Raw genomic sequence first — 18697 nt, 5'->3', positions numbered from 1 at the left:
ATCGTTGAAAGTCGCCCACCAGGAAGTTGCCGTGTCGTTAGCAAGAAATGTCGATCTGTTAAGACGTCTGCCAAAGCTGGACGGTCTGCGCCTTGCCGAGTTCGGCCGGAGCGCTGATTCCTCCAGCCCCCTGGAAGAGGTCACGAGCTTCGGTGCCAATCCCGGTAATTTGCGCATGTTCGCGTTCGTGCCGGCGCAGTTGCAGCAGCCGCGCGCGCTCGTCGTCGTGCTGCATGGCTGCGGCCAGACCGCGGCGTCGTACGATCTCGGTGCGGGATGGTCGACGCTCGCGAGCCACTATGGCTTTGCCGTGTTGATGCCGGAGCAGCAGCGCGTCAACAACGGCAACACCTGCTTCAACTGGTTCAGTCCGGAGGATACCGCGCGTGACAGCGGCGAAGCGCACTCGATCCGCGAGATGATCGCGCACATGGTCGCGGCGCATGAGATCGATCCGCGCCGCGTCTTCATCACCGGCCTGTCCGCCGGCGGCGGCATGACGTCGGTGATGCTTGCGACCTATCCGGAAATCTTCGCGGCCGGCGCCGTCATCGCCGGACTTCCCTATGGCATCGCGTCCAACCTGCGCGAGGCGCTGGACGGCATGTTCCATTCACCGGAGCGCTCGGCGGGCGCGCTCGGCGATCTCGTGCGCAACGCTTCGGATCATCGCGGCCCCTGGCCGAAAATCTCGGTGTGGCACGGCAGCGCCGACCGCACCGTCAATCCCAGCAACGCGAACGAGATCGTCAAGCAGTGGCTTGATCTGCACGATCTGCCGGCGGAGCCGATGGCGGAGACCGATGTCGACGGCTATCCGCGCCAGGCCTGGTGGAACAAGAACGGCGAGACGCTCGTGGAGTCCTACACCATCACCGACATGGCGCATGGCACCCCGCTCGGCATTGCCGACAACGATCACCGCTATGGCGTGGAAGGCGCGTTCCTCATCGAGGCCGGCATCTCCTCGTCCTATCACATCGCGAAATTCTTCGGCCTGACCGACTGGATCCGCGATGCCGAGACCAAGCAGCCGACGGCAAGGCCGGCCGTTGCCGCGAAACCGGCGGCGACCTTGTCGCCCGCACCCCACCTTGCGCGGTCGATCCGCTCGGCCATGGCCGAGCAGCCGGCCGAGCCGAAGCGCAAGCGGAGCCGCGGCTTCGATCTCGGCGCGTTCATCACACGGGCGCTGACCGCGGCGGGATTGATGAAGTAGTTTTTGTCGTCGTCCCGGCCTGGTGCGCAATTGTGCACGGGGAGCCGGGACGATACCTGAATTTTGGCAGCGCTGCGGATCAGAGTTCGGTCTGATCGATCACCTCGATCGGCGTGACCGTGACCTCGCCGCCGGCAACCTTCCGCGTCATCTCCGTATAGTGCTTGAAGAAGTCGCGCGATTGCAGCGTCTTCTGCGCGGCGTCGTCGCTGACGCTGGCGATATGGAAATAGTTGTCGTCGTCGCGGTTCTTCATGCAGCGATAGCCGATCCGTCCCTTCAGCTCCGGATCGTCGTTGATCGCCTTGATGAAGCGGCCGATCTCCTGGTGCCAGGCCTCCGTCGTGCCGTTCCTGAACCGATATTTGATCATGAAGTGCTTCATGTGACGCTCCCTGTTCGTCTTGTGCGTCATCATCTGCGGCCCAACGCGCAGTCCTGCAAGTATGGACAAAATTGATAGTATGGACTTTTTTGCCGCCCCTCCTATCCTCATCGCATAGCGTTTTCGAGCGAAGTGGATACCGGTTCGCGTAAGGAAAACGCGTCAAAACAAGAATGGCTGGCGCATGGAGGAGACGACATGGCGAAGGCAAGAGCGGCACCGTTGCGCACCTGTCCGGTCGCGGCCTTTCAGAAGATGATCAGCGGCAAGTACAAGCTTCGCATCGTCTGGGACCTGAAGGACGGCCCGCGCCGCTATGGCGAGATCCGGAGCGGTCTTTTGCGTGGGACCGCCGGCAGCTCCGAGATCACCCCGCGCGTGCTCAGCCGCGAACTGAAGGCGCTGACGGAGAGCGGCCTGATCGACCGCAAGGACTTCGGCGAGGTGCCGCCCAAGGTGGAATATCGCCTGACCCGCAAGGGCAAGAGTTTCGTGCCGGTCGTTGCCGCGATCCGCGAGTGGGGCGAGCGTCACCTCGGCGAGCCGGCGGCGTTGGCGGACGCCGCCGAATAGCGTGGCCTGAACTTACTGCGTCACAAGACCCTCATGGTGAGGAGCGCGGAACGCGCGTCTCCGGACGATGCTTTGCATCGCCGGGCGAACCATTCAGGCCCGGCCCTTACCCGCAGCCATCCTTCGAGACGCCCGCTCGTCGCGGGCTCCTCAGGATGAGGGCGTGTGCTCGTGGCTCAGTAAAGTTACATCGCGCCGGTGATGAACGGGTTGGTCATCCGTTCCTGGCCGATGCTGGAGCCCGCGCCGTGGCCGCAGATGAAGCCGACGTCGTCGCCGAGCGGCAGCAGCTTGGTCTTGATCGAATTGATCAAGGTCGCGTGATTGCCGCCGGGCAGGTCGGTGCGCCCGACCGAGCCTGCGAACAGCACGTCGCCGACATGGGCGAAGCGCAGCTCCTTGTTGAAGAACGCCACGCTGCCGGGCGAGTGGCCGGGGCAGTGCAGGATGTCGAACTGCAGGCCGCCGATCGACACGCTGTCACCCTCGTCGAGCCAGCGGTCGGGGGTGAAATTGCGCATGCCGGTCATGCCGAAGCGCGCGCCGCTCTCCACGACATTGTCGAGCAGGAACTTGTCCGCGACATGCGGGCCCTCGATCGGCACCTTCAGCGCATCGCGCAATTCGGCGGCGCCGCCGACATGGTCGATATGGCCGTGCGTCAGCCAGATCTTCTCGACCGTCACGCCGGTCTGCTTGATCGCCTCGAGGATCTTCGGCACGTCGCCGCCGGGATCGATCACCACGGCCTTCTTGCCGGGCTCGTCCCAGATGACGGTGCAGTTCTGCTCGAACAGCGTCACGGGAACGATGATCGCGCCCGCCTTGGCTTGTCGGGATTCTTGGGTGTCATTTTGCTCGGTCATGGCCGCACAATGCCGATTTTTAACGGGCCGCCAAGCAAAAGATTCGCGCCCGGACCGAGGAACAGCCGTGCCTGGCGTCATATGGCCGTCCCAATTGGCTTGCTGGTTTGAACCGGGACGTTCCTTCCGCGTTCTCTCGCGCAGGGAAGATATCAGGTTGGTGTTTCCGGCATGGCTCAGGGCGGCGAGAATTGGTGGCGCGACGGCATCTTCTATCAGATCTACCCGCGCTCATTTCAGGACAGTGATGGTGACGGCGTCGGCGATCTCGCCGGCATCTTCCAGCGGCTGTCCTATGTGAAATCGCTCGGCGTCGACGCGATCTGGCTGTCGCCGATCTTCGCCTCGCCGATGGTCGATTTCGGCTACGACATTTCCGATTACACCGGCATCGATCCGCTGTTCGGCACCATGGAGGATTTCGATGCGCTGCTCGCCGCCGCGCATGACAGGGGCCTGAAGCTGATCCTCGATCTCGTGCCGAACCACACCTCGGACCAGCATCCCTGGTTCATCGAGAGCCGCGCCTCGCGCGACAACCCCAAGCGCGACTGGTACATCTGGCGCGACCCCGGACCCGATGGTGGCGCACCGAACAACTGGCTGTCCGAGTTCGGCGGCAGCGCGTGGGCCTTCGACGAGACGACGGGTCAATATTACTATCACGCCTTCCTCGCCCAGCAGCCGGACCTCAACTGGCGCAACCCGCAGGTGCGCGCGGCGATCTATGACGTCATGAGGTTCTGGCTCGAGAAAGGCGTCGACGGCTTTCGCGTCGACGTGATCTGGCATCTGATCAAGGATGCCGAATTCCGCGACAACCCGCCGAACCCGCATTATGTCGAGGGCCGGCCGCCGAACGAGACGATCCTCACGCAATATTCCACCGACCAGCCCGAGGTGCATGACGTCATCGCCGAGATGCGGCGCGTCACCGACGCCTATGACGCGCGCGTGCTGATCGGCGAGATCTATCTGCCGCTGCACCGGCTCATGGCCTATTACGGCAACGACCTCGCCGGCGCGCAGATGCCGTTCAACTTCGCGCTGCTCTCGACCTTCTGGAGCGCGCGCTCGATCGAGAAGATCATCGAGGATTACGAGAAGACGCTGCCGAAGGGCGCCTGGCCGAACTGGGTGCTCGGCAATCACGATCGTCCGCGGGTGGCGGGCCGTGTCGGCCCCGAGCAGGCCCGCGTTGCCGCCATGCTGCTGCTGACGCTGCGCGGCACCCCGACGCTCTATTACGGCGACGAGATCGGCATGCATCAGCTTGCGATCGCGCCGGAGGATGTCCGCGATCCCTTCGAAAAGAACGTGCCCGGCATCGGCGTCGGCCGCGACGGCTGTCGCACGCCGATGCAGTGGGATTCATCGCCGGCCGGCGGCTTCTCGGGCACGAGGCCATGGCTGCCGCTGCCGGAGGACCATATCCATGAAAACGTCGTCAATCTCCAAGCTGACGCGCGTTCGATCCTCAATCTCTACAAGCGCCTGATCGCCTTGCGGAAGGCCTGTCCGCCGCTGGTGTCGGGCGATTACGTTCCGATCTCGGCGCAGGGCGACCTGCTGCTCTATCGCCGCAAGACCGAGGACCGCGCGGTGATCGTCGCGCTCAATCTCGGCCCCGAACCGATCGCCGTCACCACCAGCGCGATCCGCTTTGGCAGCGAGATTCTGCTCTCAACGTATCTGGATCGGGAAGGGGAACGGCTCGAAGGCATGCTGAATCTGCGCGGCAACGAAGGGGTGCTGGTCGGGCCGGCCTCTTAGGCGTCGTCCCGGCCTTCGCCGGGACGACAGTTGAGAATGGGCCGCAGCTCCCCTCCATCGAACGATGTGCGCCCACCGCGGAATCGGCTAAGCTGCCCCCATGGACAGTACCGCCCGCAACATCGCCCTCGTGCCGCCGCCGGACCGCCGCCAGTCAGAGACGGCGCTGGCGATCGCGCGCGGCACGGCGCGGCTGTTGCGTTCGCTGGGCTTCACCTGCATCAGCGAATTGCCGCTGCCGTCGGGCCGACGCGCCGATCTCGTGGCGCTGAACGAGCGCGGCGAGATCTGGATCGTCGAGATCAAGTCGTCGGTCGAGGATCTGCGCGCCGACCAGAAATGGCACGAATACCGCGCCCATTGCGATCGGCTGTTCTTCGCCTTCACGCAGGATCTTCCTTGCGAGATATTTCCGCAAGACACCGGCCTGATCATCGCGGACGCCTACGGCGCGCATCTGCATTGCGAGGCGCCCGAGCACAAGCTGCCGGCGCCGACGCGCAAGCAGATGACCGTGCGCTTCGCCATGGCGGCAGCGCTCAGGATCAACCGGCTGGTCGATCCGCAGGGGCACGCAGATTTTTGGGAGTAGCGGTACCGCGAACGCGGATTCCGGTAGGGTGGGCAAAGCGAAGCGTGCCCACCAATTCCAGCCAATCAGGTCGAAGCATAAGTGGTGGGCACGGCGCTGCGCGCCTTTGCCCACCCTACAAGGTCAGAGGTTACCTCGGCGCGCGCTTCGCCAGAATACGCTGCAGCGTGCGGCGGTGCATGTTGAGGCGGCGCGCGGTTTCCGAGACGTTACGGTTGCACATCTCGTAGATGCGCTGGATGTGCTCCCAACGCACGCGGTCGGCCGACATCGGGTTCGCCGGGAGCTCGGACTTTTCCGTGCTGGTCGAGAGCAGCGCCGCGACGACGTCGTCGGCATCGGCGGGCTTCGAGAGATAATCGATCGCGCCCATCTTCACCGCGGTGACGGCGGTGGCGATGTTGCCATAGCCGGTCAGCACGATCGCGCGCGCCTCGGGCCGCTTCTTCTTCAGCGCGGAGACGACGTCAAGACCGTTGCCGTCGCCGAGCCGGAGGTCGACGACGGCGAAAGCCGGCGCGGCTTTGCCGATCTGTGCCAATCCGTCGGACACCGTGTCACACGACGTCACGGAAAATCCGCGCGTCTCCATCGCCCGCGACAGCCGCTCCAGAAACGGCTTGTCGTCCTCGACGATGAGCAGCGAGCGGTCGGTCTGTTCGTTCAGTTCGGCGATGGCGTTCAAGGTTTTGTCCTCTCTCCAGCGCATCTACATATGGCGTCACAATCTGTCGGTGCCAAGGCCGTCGATAGTCGATCAGCCCTTCCGTGCGACGCAAGGTCGCGGTCTATCCTATTGTTTCTTCAAGCGTCTCGATAGCCTCAAAACGCTGCCTGGGCCACGTGATCTGAACCACCGCACCGTGTTCCGGGAAGGTCCGGTTGGTAAACGAGACCTTGGCGCCGGTGCGTTCGAGCAGCGTGCGCGCGATGAACACACCCAACCCGAGGCCGCCGCCCTCGTCCTGGGTGCGGCGCCGCGACAGATAGGGCTCGCCGATCCGGTTGAGGAGATCGGGCGGGATGCCGGGACCGTCGTCCGAGATCACGAGTTCGATCGTGTCGTTGTTCCACCAGGCATTCACCTCGACGGTGGTGTGGGCGAAATCGACGGCGTTCTCGACGATGTTGCCAACGCCGTAGAGGATCGCCGGGTTGCGCGAACCGACCGGCTCGGCCGCGGCGGCCACCGCAATCCGAACCTTGATCGCGACGCCGAAATCGCGATGCGGGGCCACCACCTCCTCGATCAGCTCCGACAGTTTCATGCGATCGAACGGCGCACCGGTGGAGGAGAGCTGGGTGATCTTGCTCAAAATGTCGCGACAGCGCTGCGTCTGCTCGCGCAAGGTTTTCAGGTCGGCGGCAAAGCTCGGGTCCCTCACCGTCTTCTCCAGCTCGCGCGAGATCAGGAAGATCGTGGCGAGCGGCGTGCCGAGCTCATGCGCGGCGGCCGCCGCCAGCCCGTCGAGCTGGGTCAGATGCTGCTCGCGCGTCAGCACCAGTTCGGTTGCGGCAAGCGCGTCCGCAAGCTTCCTCGCCTCTTCGGTGACCTGGAAGGAGTAAAGGCTGGTGACGCCGATCGCGAGCACGATCGAGAGCCAGACGCCGACGAGATAGATCGGCGGCAGCACCAGGGGATCGTCCGAGTCCCAGGGCAGCGGCAGATGAAAGAAGAAAAGGATCGAGGCGCAGGCGACGGCCAATAGACCAAGGCCGAAGGTGAGGCGGGCCGGCAGCGCGGTCGCCGAGATCAGCACGGGGGCGAGGAACAGGAACGAGAACGGGTTCTGCAATCCGCCGGTGAAGAAGAGCAGGCCGGCCAGTTCCACGATGTTCAGTGCAAGCAGTGCGGCGGCGTGGACCGGGGCGAGCCGCTGCATCGGATTGGCGGCGGTCTGGAGCACCAGATTGAGCGCTGCCGACAGGGCGATGATGCTGACGCAGGGAACGATCTCGACGTTGAACTCGAGCCCCTGCGCCACGATGAAGATCGCGGCAAGCTGGCCGAGCACAGCGAGCCAGCGCAGCCGCAGGATCGTGTCCAGGCGGATATGCCGCTGTGAGGGGCGGAATTCGGACGTGGCGATTTCGGTCATATCGGCCAATGGGGCGGCGCCTTCTCGATCACAAACACGGTGGCTCACACAATCCGTCTGGTTACAAGCCTTGCGCTTGCCGCTGCAATAGCAGAAGAACGCCCAGCATGACCGAGAATGACGAGGCTTCAAGTCGGCTCACTGTCGCGGACCGCTCCCCGCCCGCGGCGATCGAGGTCGACCATCTCGTCAAGGTCTACAAGCAGACCCGCGCCGTCGACGGTATCTCATTCACCCTGCCGCCCGGCAGCATCACGGGACTTCTGGGCGGCAACGGCGCCGGCAAGACCACCACCATCGCGATGATCATGGGCCTGGTGCTGCCGACCTCGGGGCGCGTGCGCGTGCTCGGCCACGCCATGCCGGAGGAGAGCGCCGAGGTTCTGGGGCGGATGAATTTCGAGAGCCCTTATGTCGACATGCCGATGCGGCTGACCGTGCGGCAGAACCTCACCATCTTCGGCAAGCTCTATGCGGTGAAGAATCTGTCCGACCGCATCGCAAAGCTGGCCGACGATCTCGATCTCACCGAGTTCATCGACCGCGCCAACGGCAAGCTCTCCGCCGGACAGAAGACCCGCGTTGCGCTCGCCAAGGCGCTGATCAATACGCCCGAGCTGCTCCTGCTGGACGAGCCGACCGCCTCGCTCGATCCTGATACTGCCGATTGGGTGCGGGCGCATCTGGAGCGCTACCGCAAGGACAACAACGCCACCATCCTGCTTGCCTCGCACAACATGCTCGAGGTCGAGCGGCTCTGCGACCGCGTCATTATCATGAAGCGCGGCCGCGTCGAGGACGACGACACGCCCGAGGCCATCATGGCGCGCTACAACCGCTCGACGCTGGAGGACGTGTTCCTGGACGTCGCGCGCGGACGCGTGAACGGCGTCCGCGAAGAGGCGGCGCGATGAGAGAGGCCGCCCTCCATCGCGGCCTGTCCATGCACCGTATCGGCGCGATGATCCTGCGCTACTGGTACCTGCTGATGTCATCCTGGCCGCGGCTCCTGGAGCTTCTGTACTGGCCGGCGCTCCAAGTCATCACGTGGGGCTTCCTTCAGCTCTACATCGCGCAGAATGCCAATTTCTTCGCGCGCGCCGGCGGCACGCTGATCGGCGCTGTCATCCTGTGGGACATCTTGTTCCGGGGGCAGCTCGGCTTCTCCATCTCTTTCCTGGAGGAGATGTGGGCGCGCAACCTCGGCAATCTCATGATGAGCCCGTTGAAGCCGATCGAATTTCTGCTCGCGCTCATGATCATGAGCCTGATCCGGCTCGCGATCGGCGTCATTCCGATGACGCTGCTCGCGCTGTTCCTGTTTCACTTCAACGTTTACAGCCTCGGCCTGCCGCTGATCGCCTTCTTCTGCAACCTGATCTTCACGAGCTGGGCGGTCGGCATCTTCGTCTCCGGCCTCGTCCTGAGGAACGGCCTGGGGGCCGAGAGCATTGTCTGGACGCTGATGTTCGCGGTCATGCCGCTCGCCTGCATCTACTATCCCGTCAGCGTGTTGCCCGGCTGGCTGCAATATGTCGCCTGGTCGCTGCCGCCGACCTATGTGTTCGAGGGGATGCGCGCGCTCCTGATCGAGCACACCTTCCGGACCGACCTGATGCTGGATGCGCTGGCGATCAATGCCGGCCTCCTGGTTGCATCCTTTTGGGCATTCCTTGCCCTTTTGCGCAGCGCCAAGAAGCACGGGTCACTGCTCTCGAGCGGTGAATAGTCGTCACTTTCCCGTGGATTTTCGCTGTTTTATCCATTCGGGCTACGTAAATGTACGGAAGCATACATTGACGCAATATTACGCATTCGGCAGTATGCTGCGATGCGAGAGGAATTGAATATGCCCATTGGTGAGTTTGGCGGCGCACCGCCCCTGGCGGCCGAAGGCAGTCCGGTCCTGACGACGCCGATGTACTGGATGTACGAGATGGCGCACGCCTCTCTCAACCCGGCACGCGCGGTCACCGACGCCACCAAGATCCTGTTTCAGAATCCCATGAATCCCTGGGCGCACACCGAGGTCGGCAAGTCGGTGGCAGCGGCCTGCGAGCTGTTCGAGCGCACCACGCGCCGCTACGGCAAGCCGGAATGGGGCTTGGACGACACCGAGGTCAACGGCATCCGGGTCCCCGTCGAGATCCGCCCGGTCTGGGAAAAGCCGTTCTGCAGGCTGCTCTACTTCGATCGCAAGTTCACCCGCCCGCTGCGCAGCCCGCAGCCGCGCGTGCTGATCGTGGCGCCGATGTCCGGCCACTATGCAACGCTCCTGCGCGGCACGGTGGAAGCCTTCCTGCCGGCGCATGAGGTCTACATCACCGATTGGGCCGACGCCCGCATGGTGCCGCTCAGCGAGGGCCGCTTCGATCTCGACGACTACATCGACTACGTCATCGAGATGCTGCACGTGCTCGGCGGCAACACCCATGTGATGGCGGTGTGCCAGCCTTCCGTTCCGGTCGTCGCTGCTGTCTCGATCATGGAAGCGCGGCGCGACCCGTTCGTGCCGCTGTCGATGACGCTGATGGGCGGGCCGATCGACACCCGTCGCAATCCGACCGCGGTGAACAAGCTCGCCGAAGAGCGCGGCATCGACTGGTTCCGCAACACCGTCATCAGCAAGGTGCCGTTCCCGCATCCGGGCATGATGCGCGACGTCTATCCGGGATTCCTGCAGCTCAACGGCTTCATCAGCATGAATCTCGACCGTCACATGGACGCGCACAAGCAGCTCTTCGCCAATCTGGTGAAGGGTGACGGCGACCTCGTCGACAAGCATCGCGACTTCTACGACGAATATCTCGCGGTGATGGACCTCTCGGCGGAGTATTATCTGCAGACGGTCGACACGGTGTTCGTGAAGCACGCGCTTCCGAAGGGCGAGATGACCCATCGCGGAACACGCGTCGACCCCTCGAAGATCACGCGCGTGGCGTTGATGACGGTCGAAGGCGAGAACGACGACATCTCGGGTCTCGGTCAGACCGAAGCAACGCACGGATTGTGCAGTTCGATTCCTGATCATCGCCGCGTTCACTACGTCCAGAAGGGTGTTGGACATTACGGCGTGTTCAACGGCTCGCGCTTCAAGTCGGAAATCGTGCCGCGGATTCATGATTTCATGGTCTCGGCCGCGAATCCGAAGGCGGCGCAGGCTCTCGCTGCCGAATAGCCGCGTTTTTCGGCTTTCCCGCTGTAAATTCGGCCCCTGTCGCAGGTCTCGACAGGGCTGCGATACCGCCAGATTCGCGGTATTTAGGTAGTCTTATAGGAGTGAGTCTTCCCTCAACCCTTGGGGAGGCCGCATGCGCCGGGCGGGGGCGAAAAATTGGGGTTCCAACCCCAGTCTGTAGGGTCTCCCGGCCCGCCAACCCCTGTATATTGGGCAAATGATTTGTTTTTGCGCCGAGCGCTTTCCCTGGCGGCGGTTATGGCAGAATCCGGGCGAACTCCTGCTCCCCGGACTCACAGACATGGCCACTCGCGCGCTCCTCTATCGGCGGCCCCACGAACCAAAGACCCTCCTGATCACCCACGGATCGCAATATTTTGCCATCCGATTGCGCCGGCACCGCCGCGCGCGTCGCTACACGCTCAGAATTCATCCGAGCGATCGCGAAGCCATCCTTACAATGCCGCCGCGGGGCACACTCGCCGAAGCCAAAGACTTCGCGCAGCGCCACGGCGCGTGGATCGCGGCACGCCTCGGCCGTTTGCCGAAGGCAGCACCCTTCCAGGCGGGCACAGTGATACCGCTGCGTGGCGTGTCCCATCGCATCGTGCATCGCGCCGGCATTCGCGGGACGGTGTGGACGGAAGTGCGCGATAGCGGCGAGCGCATCATCTGCGTCGCCGGCGGTCTCGATCATGTCGATCGCCGCGTCCATGACTTCCTCAAGCGCGAGGCGCGGCGCGATCTGCAGCGTTCGGCCGAAGCCTATGCCGCCGAGCTCGGCGTCAGGGTCAAGCGGCTCTCGATCCGCGACCAATCGAGCCGCTGGGGCTCCTGCACCTCGGCGGGCTCGCTGTCATTCTCCTGGCGCCTGATCCTGGCGCCGCCCTTCGTGCTCGACTATCTCGCCGCCCACGAGGTCGCCCATCTCGTCGAGATGAACCACTCAGCGCGGTTCTGGCGCGTGTGCGGAAAGGTCTGCCCGTCAATGGAGCGCGCCAAGAAGTGGCTCGACACCCACGGCAACGATCTGCACCGGTACGGGATCGAGGATTAGGGCTCGCTGGTGCCCCAACTGACGCTGTCATCGCCCGCCTTGTGCGCAATTGCGCACTGGAGCGGGCGATCCAGTATTCCAGAGGCAGTGACGCATTACGGAGAAGCCGCGGCGTACTGGATTCCCCGCTTTCGCGGGGAATGACAGTTGAAAATGCGGCGACGTCTGCGCCCTTCCAGGCGCCGACAACAATTCATCTCCAGGGTCAGGCGTTGAAATCCGCGCTTGTCCCCGGCGGCGTGGGTGACGCGAGATACGGCGATTGCCGTTGCGCAGTGGCCTTTTGGCCCTCGGCCAGCATCGCCTGGAAGGCCGCGTCGAGTTGATCGCGGCTATAAGCCGCGGAACTGCTTTCACGCGGCGTCCATTGCGATTGCGTGATCGCGGTGGGAGCCTTTTCGACAGTGCCACCAAGCAGCTTGGCGTAGCTGTCGGCCCGCCACTGCGCCAGATCTGGTCCGCTCAGATCCGGAGGGTCCTTGAGGTCGCCGATCCTTGCGGCCGCCTCGTTGGTCATTGCCGACGACCCGCCATTGTACAGAGTGGCAACCACCTTGCCGTTAACCGTCACCCGAGCATAAGTGTTCTCGGGTGCATTGTCCGCGACGGACGATTGAGTTGCAGTCGCGCCGTGGGACATCAGCCAGTTCGTCGCCATCAGGTCGCGCAGAACGGGATTGTCCGCCGCCGATATTGGCTTGGCACCTTGCAGCGGCTTGAGCTGGGAGACGTCGATCCGGGGGCCACCGGTCGCCGCGTCGCTTGCAGCCGACACCTCCGATTGGACGCCCGCTGTCGATGTCGCATTTGAACTGGGCGTTGATGCAGGGCGCAGATAAGTCGACGCCGCACTGGCTAGGCCTGAAATCATGGAACGCTCCTCGGCAATAAACTCAATTCCTCAGCACAACCTAAGGGAGCAAATCCTGGGCCGATGATGGGAGCTTGAAGGGACTGGAGTTTTGGCGTTCAGGGATACCCCGGCCTCGGTAAGTCTTGCCGCCGTAGGCAGGACTTGCCTCTCCGAGCCGCGGATCGCAGGCTTGTGGCATCGCGCGACCGAATGATCCGACGCGTCAATAACTTCGCAAATTCCACCTCGCATCGCGCCGGCAATCACCGGCTACTTTGCATGGGGTTGTTTTCGAGATTTTGGCTTTGACGTCACGAAGACCTCAGGCCGAGGCTACCTGTTGCCGCCAAACAGCCGGTCCATCAGCCAGCCATCGAGCCCCGCCGCCGCTTCCGGCCGCACATTCGCGCGCGTGGGTGGCGGGCGATAGCCGCCGTTGTTCGCCGGGGCCGGCGCGGGCGCTGCCGACGGTGCCGGTGCCGAGACTTGCGACGCCGCCTGCGCGAGGTTCGACAGACCCCAGCTACCTTGCGAGTTCGGCAAGGCTGCCACCGGCACGCCCTCGTGCGCCGTGCGCATGAACCGTGACCAGACCTCCACCGGCAGGCCGCCGCCGGTCGCCTTCTTGGTCGGCGAGTTGTCGTCATTGCCGAGCCAGACGCCGGTGACGAGGTTGGCGGTGTAGCCGACGAACCAGGCATCGCGGTAATCCTGGCTGGTGCCGGTCTTGCCGGCCGCCATCCAGCCCGGGATCTCCGCCTTCTTGGCAGTGCCGGAGATCAGCGTCTCCCGCATCATCGTGTTCATCATCGCGACATAGCGCGGCTCGATCACCTGGTTGCGCTCGTCGGGCTGGCGCATGTAGAGCAGCTTGCCTTCAGCCGTCTTGATCCGCGTCACCACATGCGGCGCCACCGCGAAGCCGCCATTGGCGAAGGGCGCATAGGCGCCGACCAGTTCGACGACCGAGACCTCGGAGGTGCCGAGCGCGATCGAGGCGTTGGGCTCGAGCTTCGAGGAGATGCCGAGCCGGTGCGCGGTGCGCACCACGTTCTTCGGCCCGACTTCGAGGCCGAGGCGAATTGCGACCGTGTTGAGCGACATCGCCAGCGCCTGCGTCAGCGTGACCGCGCCGAAATATTCATGGGTATAGTTCTCGGGCTTCCAGCCCTTGACCTCGATCGGCGCGTCCTGGCGGATCGTGTCCGGCGTCAGCCCCTGCTCGAGCGCGGTCAGGTAGACGAATGGCTTGAACGAGGAACCCGGCTGGCGCTTGGCGGTGACCGCGCGGTTGTACTGGCTCTCGGAATAGTTCCGGCCACCGACCATGGCGCGCACCGCGCCGTCAGGCGTCATCGCCACCAGCGCGCCCTGGCTGACGTTGAACTTCACGCTCTTGGCCGCCAGCTCGTCGATGATGGCGGCTTCCGCCACGCTCTGGAGTTTCGGATCGATCGTGGTCTCGACCGTGATGCTCTGGTCGATCTGGCCGACGAGGTCGTCCAGCACCTCGCCGATCCAGTCGGCGACGTAGTTGACGGTGCCGGCGCCGACCGGCTTCACGTTGTACGAGGGATGGCCGATCGAGGCCTGGGCCTGCGCTTCCGTGATGAACTTGGCGTCCGCCATCGCGGCCAGCACGACCTGCGCGCGCGCTTCCGCGCCTTCGGGGTTGCGGTTCGGCGCAAGGCGCGAGGGCGATTTGACGAGGCCGGCCAGCATCGCGGCTTCGGCAATGGTGACGTTCTTCGCCGACTTGCCGAAATAGCGCTGCGCCGCGGCCTCGACGCCGTAGGCGCCGGAGCCGAAATAGACGCGGTTGAGATAGAGCTCCAGGATCTCGTTCTTGGAATGCTTGCGCTCCAGCCAGATCGCGAGCTCGGCCTCCTGCAGCTTGCGCTGGAAGGTGCGCTCCTGGGTCAGGAACAGATTCTTGGCGAGCTGTTGCGACAGCGTCGAGCCGCCCTGCGACACGCCGCGATGCAGCACGTTGGTGACCGCTGCGCGCAAGATGCCGACCGGGTCGATGCCGAAATGCGAATAGAAGCGGCGGTCCTCGATGGCGATGAAGGCCTTGGGCAGATAGGGCGGCAGGTCCTTCAGCGCGACATTGGCGCCGGCCATCTCGCCGCGCTGTGCAAGCATGCTGCCGTCCATGCCGACGATCTGGATCGTCGGCGGCCGTTTGGGAATCTCCAGCGACTGGATCGGCGGCAGATGGGCGCCGACCCAGATCACGACGCCGATCACGGCGATCGCGCCCCACAGGCCGAGCACCGCGCCCCAATAGACGAGGCGGCCGATGCCAAGACCTCTGCGCGACTTCGACCGGCGCTTGGCGCTGCTGCGGTTCGGCTGCGCCTTGCGCTCGCGCGGCGGCTCGGCGTCGGAATCATCGCTTTTGCGCTTGGCGGATGATTTGGCTGATTTCTTCGGCTTATCGTCCTCGGCGTTCGGGATACGATCCGCCGCGGTCAGGCGCAGATCGGCGAGCGCCGCGGGCAAGCCGAACAGCGGCTCTTTCCGCCCGCCCTTTTTCTTTCCCCACGCCATACGCAAACGCCCAGTCAGCCGCCCTGCCGCACGCTAGCGGTCGCGGTTTAAGACCCGGTTACCCAAAGCTTAATGCGCGATTAGGAGGTGCGGCGGCGCGGAGATTCCGTTCCGCACTCCGCGTGACGAAGCTAGGATCGGCGGCACAAAGATGAGGGAACTCGAGATGGGCCATATCGATCCGACCAAGGAAATCTTCGCGCAATTCCGGGACAATGACCGCCCGGGTCCGACCCACATGCTCAATCTGGTGCGCTTGCGGAAGGAAGCGGCCTACCCCGACGGCCGCAAGGCGACCGGTGCGGAAGCCTATGCGGCCTATGGTCGCGAGAGCGGTCCGGTGTTCGAGCGCCTCGGTGGCCGCATCGTCTGGCAGGGCAAATTCGAGCTGATGCTGATCGGTCCGCAGGAGGAGCGCTGGGACCACTGCTTCATCGCCGAATACCCGAGCGTCGCCGCCTTCGTCGAGATGATCCGCGATCCCGTCTATCGGGAAGCGGTGAAGCATCGGCAGGCCGCGGTCGAGGACTCGCGGCTGATCCGGCACGCGGTGCTGCAGGTGGGGAAGAACTTTGGGGAGATACCTTCGTGATTCGTAGGGTGGGAAAAGCCCCGGAGTGCGCGAATGCGCACCCCGGGGTGTGCCCACCACTTCCATCGCGATCGTGGAGAGGTGGTGGGCACGGCGCTTGCGCGCCTTTGCCCACCCTACAATGTGCGACTAACCCGCCGGGCCCGCATCCTCGAGGATCGGACCGAACAGTTCCCAGCGCTCGCCGTTGAACTTCATCATCTGAAGCTGCTTGTTGACGCGGTAGTCAGTCGCCGTGGTGTTGGCCTTGATGCCGGGCAGCCCGGTGTCGCCGGTCACGTCCTTTAGCGAAGCCGCCTGCTTCATGACGTTTTCCCGGGTGAGGTTGTCGCCGCACTGCTGCAGCACGTGCACCAGGAGCTGGGCGGTGCCATAGCCATAGACGTTGAAGTTCGAATCCTTGTCGCCGTCCGGATAGTACTTGGCCATGAAGTCGAAATACTTCTTCATGCCGGGATCGTCCTTCCAGGTCGGATCGAGCGGATCCTTGCCGTAGTTGACGCTGATCACGCCCTTGGCGGCCTCGAGGCCCGCGGGCTTCATCACCGCGCCGACCGAGGTGGCGTTGATGTCGACGATCTGCACCGGGTGCCAGCCCATTTCGCCGATCTTCTTGATCGCCTGCGCCGCCTGCTTCGGCGTCGTGGCGCTGAAAAACAGGTCGGCGCCGGCGTCCTTGATCTTGAGGATCTGCGAATCGACCGTCGGATCGGAGACCTCGTAGGACGTTTCCGCCACGATCATCTTGGCGGCCTTGTCGCCGAGGCCAGCCTTGAGCCCGTTCAGGTAATCTTTGCCGAGGTCGTCGTTCTGATAGAGGATGCCGATCTTGGCATTCGGATGCTCCTTCAGAATGTACTGGCCGTAGATGCGGCCCTCGACGAAGTAGTTGGGATTGTAACCCATGGTCCAGGGGAAGTTCTTCGGATCGGTGAACTTCGAGGCGCCGGTCGCTGCAAAGAGCTGCGGCACCTTCTTCGCATTGAGGTACTTTTGCACGGCCGCGTTGGATGGCGTGCCGACGATCTGGAAGGTCAGCAGCACCTCGTCGCTCTCGACGAGCTTGCGCACCTGCTCCACCGCTTTCGGCGGCGAATAGGCGTCGTCATACTGGATCAGGTTGATCTTGCGTCCGTTGACGCCGCCCTGGTCGTTGATCATCTTGAAATAGGCGGCCTGGGTCTTGCCGATCGTGGCATAGGCCGACGCGGGCCCTGAGAACGGCACGGTTTGCCCGACCTTGATCTCGGTATCGCTGGCACCCGGATCGTATTTCTTCTGGGCGCTGGCCGCTGAGACCGACAGCGCCATAGCCAGCGCCGTCGCCGTGACCAGGTGCAGAACTCCATTCCTCATTCGCAGTTTCCTCGGATTGTTATTGCCGACGGTCTGTCCAGCGCGCTGTTAAGCACCGGACGCCATCGCTGCGCCGGAGTGTGGCGGAGCCGTTGCTGCGACGCAAGGTCGACGCATGTTAAGAGTTCGTAGGGTGGCTTAGCGGAAGCGTAACCCACCACTTCTGTCGACATGCGGTGAAGAGGTGGGTTACGCCTAGCGGACTGCGCTCCGCGCAGCCGCGGGCTAACCCACCCTACGAAGAGGCTAGCCCGACGGACCGGCGTCCTCGATGACCGGGCCGAACAGCTCCCACCGTTCGCCGTTGAACTTCATCATCTGCATCTGCTTGTTGACGCGATAATCGTCCGGCCCGGTGCTGATCTTGATGCCGGGCAGCGCCAGGCTCGGGGTGAAGCCCTTGATGTTGGCGACTTGCTTCATGACGTTCTCGCGCGTCAGGTCGTCGCCGCATTGCTTCAGCACCTGGACCAGCAGCTCGGCCACGGAATAGGCATAGGTGTTGACCGTGTTGAGCTTGTCGCCTTCCGGGAAATACTTGTCCATGAAGGCGAAGAAGGCCTTCACGCCGGGATCGTCCTTCCACTGCGGATCAACGGGCTCCTTGCCGTACTGTGTCGAGATGATGCCCTTGGAGATGTCGAGGCCCGCAGGTTTCAACGTCGCCGAGATCGGGCTCGCATTGATGTCGAGGATGTGCACCGGCGTCCAGCCGAGATCGGCGAGCTTCTTGATAGCCTGTGCCGCGAATTTCGGGGTCGAGGCGTCGTAGAAGAGGTCGACGCCCATCGACTTCAGCTTGACCACCTGCGAGTCGACCGTGGGGTCGGTGACCTCGTAGGACACCTCGCCGACGATCATGCTGGCGGCCTTGTCGCCGAGGCCGCTCTTGAGCCCCGCGAGATAGTCGCGGCCCATATCGTCGTTCTGGTAGAGCACGCCGATCTTGGCGTTGGGGTGATTGGCGAGGATGTATTTTGCGTAGATGCGTCCCTCGGACACGTAGTTGGGATTATAGGCGATGGTCCACGGATAGTTCTTGGGATCGTTGAAGCGCGCGGCACCGGTGGAGGCCAGGAGCTGCGGCACCTTCTTGCCGTTGAGATATTTCTGCACGGCCGCGTTGGCGGCGGTGCCGATGAGCTGGAACGTGAACAGCACTTCGTCGCCTTCGACGAGCTTGCGCACCTGCTCGACGGTCTTCGGCGGCGAATAGGCGTCGTCATACTGGATCAGGTTGATCTTGCGGCCGTTGATGCCGCCCTGATCGTTGATCATCTTGAAATAGGCGGCCTGCGTCTTGCCGATATTGGCGTAGACCGAATAGGCGCCGGAGAACGGCACGGTCTGGCCGATCTTGATCTCGGTGTCGCTGGCGCCGGTGTCGTATTTCTTCTGTGCGAGTGCCTGGCTGGCGGAGAAGGCGAAAGCGAGCGCCGCCGTGGCAGTTATGAAAACTCTGCGATTGTTCATGTTGGGATGTTCCTCCTGACGGAATTTTCTGCCGACGGTCTTTTTCCGTTGATTGCAACGGTCGCCATCGCTGCCGAAGATTGTGGAGGAAGGCGAGGTACCGCGCAAGGATCGCGGCGCCGCGCCGT

Annotated in this window: 17 protein-coding genes; 9 read left to right on the top strand and 8 right to left on the bottom strand. The window is 63.7% G+C overall.

The features are described 5' to 3' along the window. Positions 1 to 31 precede the first annotated feature (31 nt). The gene (locus tag AXW67_RS22225) at positions 32 to 1219 is read left to right on the top strand and encodes an extracellular catalytic domain type 1 short-chain-length polyhydroxyalkanoate depolymerase (RefSeq protein ID WP_063679591.1); all 1188 of its coding nucleotides are present in this window, start codon (positions 32 to 34) and stop codon (positions 1217 to 1219) included. Positions 1220 to 1298: 79 nt separating this feature from the next. Here the strand turns inward: AXW67_RS22225 and AXW67_RS22220 are convergent, their stop codons facing one another. After that, on the bottom strand, positions 1299 to 1604 hold the full coding sequence (locus AXW67_RS22220; protein ID WP_245315662.1) for a hypothetical protein: 306 nt from the start codon (positions 1602 to 1604) through the stop codon (positions 1299 to 1301). A gap of 198 nt (positions 1605 to 1802) precedes the next feature. Between AXW67_RS22220 and AXW67_RS22215 the strand changes: the two genes are divergently transcribed. Then, positions 1803 to 2177 (top strand): winged helix-turn-helix transcriptional regulator, encoded by a 375-nt coding sequence (locus AXW67_RS22215; protein ID WP_063679560.1) that lies wholly within the window; start codon positions 1803 to 1805, stop codon positions 2175 to 2177. A 185-nt stretch (positions 2178 to 2362) separates the two neighbouring features. Here AXW67_RS22215 and AXW67_RS22210 read toward each other — a convergent pair whose 3' ends face one another. Next, a complete protein-coding gene (locus AXW67_RS22210; RefSeq protein WP_063679559.1) occupies positions 2363 to 3043 on the bottom strand; it encodes an MBL fold metallo-hydrolase in 681 nt (226 codons plus the stop codon). Positions 3044 to 3214: 171 nt separating this feature from the next. On the opposite strand from AXW67_RS22210, the gene AXW67_RS22205 reads away from it, so the two are divergent. After that, entirely contained in the window at positions 3215 to 4816 is a 1602-nt protein-coding gene (locus AXW67_RS22205) for an alpha-amylase family glycosyl hydrolase (RefSeq protein WP_063679558.1), read from the top strand. Between the two features lie 100 nt (positions 4817 to 4916). Beyond that, the gene (locus AXW67_RS22200; protein ID WP_063679557.1) at positions 4917 to 5408 is read left to right on the top strand and encodes an MmcB family DNA repair protein; all 492 of its coding nucleotides are present in this window, start codon (positions 4917 to 4919) and stop codon (positions 5406 to 5408) included. Positions 5409 to 5538: 130 nt separating this feature from the next. Here AXW67_RS22200 and AXW67_RS22195 read toward each other — a convergent pair whose 3' ends face one another. Then, positions 5539 to 6093 carry an ActR/PrrA/RegA family redox response regulator transcription factor gene (locus AXW67_RS22195; protein WP_063679590.1) on the bottom strand — a complete coding sequence of 185 codons (555 nt, stop codon included), beginning with the start codon at positions 6091 to 6093 and terminating at the stop codon, positions 5539 to 5541. Between the two features lie 103 nt (positions 6094 to 6196). Then, positions 6197 to 7507, bottom strand: a complete 1311-nt coding sequence (locus AXW67_RS22190) for an ActS/PrrB/RegB family redox-sensitive histidine kinase (protein ID WP_063679556.1) — start codon at positions 7505 to 7507, stop codon at positions 6197 to 6199. 107 nt (positions 7508 to 7614) lie between these two features. Between AXW67_RS22190 and AXW67_RS22185 the strand changes: the two genes are divergently transcribed. The 4 genes from AXW67_RS22185 (at position 7615) to AXW67_RS22170 (ending at position 11742) form a co-directional block, all read left to right on the top strand. Continuing rightward, positions 7615 to 8421, top strand: a complete 807-nt coding sequence (locus tag AXW67_RS22185; protein WP_063679555.1) for an ABC transporter ATP-binding protein — start codon at positions 7615 to 7617, stop codon at positions 8419 to 8421. Next, positions 8418 to 9236, top strand: a complete 819-nt coding sequence (locus AXW67_RS22180; protein ID WP_063679554.1) for an ABC transporter permease — start codon at positions 8418 to 8420, stop codon at positions 9234 to 9236. Before AXW67_RS22185 ends, AXW67_RS22180 begins: the two co-directional genes overlap by 4 nt. Positions 9237 to 9356: 120 nt before the next feature. Further along, positions 9357 to 10685: a polyhydroxyalkanoate depolymerase gene (locus AXW67_RS22175; protein WP_027549937.1), complete on the top strand. Its 1329-nt coding sequence runs from the start codon at positions 9357 to 9359 to the stop codon at positions 10683 to 10685. A 217-nt stretch (positions 10686 to 10902) separates the two neighbouring features. Continuing rightward, on the top strand, positions 10903 to 11742 hold the full coding sequence (locus AXW67_RS22170) for a M48 family metallopeptidase (RefSeq protein ID WP_027549936.1): 840 nt from the start codon (positions 10903 to 10905) through the stop codon (positions 11740 to 11742). A 205-nt stretch (positions 11743 to 11947) separates the two neighbouring features. On the opposite strand, the gene AXW67_RS22165 is transcribed toward AXW67_RS22170, so the two are convergent. Together AXW67_RS22165 and AXW67_RS22160 are read right to left on the bottom strand one after the other, a co-directional pair. Then, positions 11948 to 12613, bottom strand: a complete 666-nt coding sequence (locus AXW67_RS22165; RefSeq protein WP_063679553.1) for a hypothetical protein — start codon at positions 12611 to 12613, stop codon at positions 11948 to 11950. Between the two features lie 315 nt (positions 12614 to 12928). Continuing rightward, a complete protein-coding gene (locus AXW67_RS22160) occupies positions 12929 to 15148 on the bottom strand; it encodes a transglycosylase domain-containing protein (RefSeq protein ID WP_063679552.1) in 2220 nt (739 codons plus the stop codon). A 166-nt stretch (positions 15149 to 15314) separates the two neighbouring features. Here AXW67_RS22160 and AXW67_RS22155 point away from each other — a divergent pair, with 166 nt between their 5' ends. After that, positions 15315 to 15740: a DUF1330 domain-containing protein gene (locus AXW67_RS22155; protein WP_063679551.1), complete on the top strand. Its 426-nt coding sequence runs from the start codon at positions 15315 to 15317 to the stop codon at positions 15738 to 15740. A gap of 129 nt (positions 15741 to 15869) precedes the next feature. Here AXW67_RS22155 and AXW67_RS22150 read toward each other — a convergent pair whose 3' ends face one another. Further along, positions 15870 to 17096 (bottom strand): ABC transporter substrate-binding protein, encoded by a 1227-nt coding sequence (locus AXW67_RS22150; protein WP_063679550.1) that lies wholly within the window; start codon positions 17094 to 17096, stop codon positions 15870 to 15872. Between the two features lie 246 nt (positions 17097 to 17342). After that, positions 17343 to 18569 (bottom strand): ABC transporter substrate-binding protein, encoded by a 1227-nt coding sequence (locus tag AXW67_RS22145; protein WP_063679589.1) that lies wholly within the window; start codon positions 18567 to 18569, stop codon positions 17343 to 17345. Between the last annotated feature and the right edge of the window lie 128 nt (positions 18570 to 18697).

This window comes from Bradyrhizobium neotropicale (assembly GCF_001641695.1).
GTDB lineage: Bacteria > Pseudomonadota > Alphaproteobacteria > Rhizobiales > Xanthobacteraceae > Bradyrhizobium > Bradyrhizobium neotropicale.
This window is presented reverse-complemented; position numbering and strand designations above follow the sequence as displayed.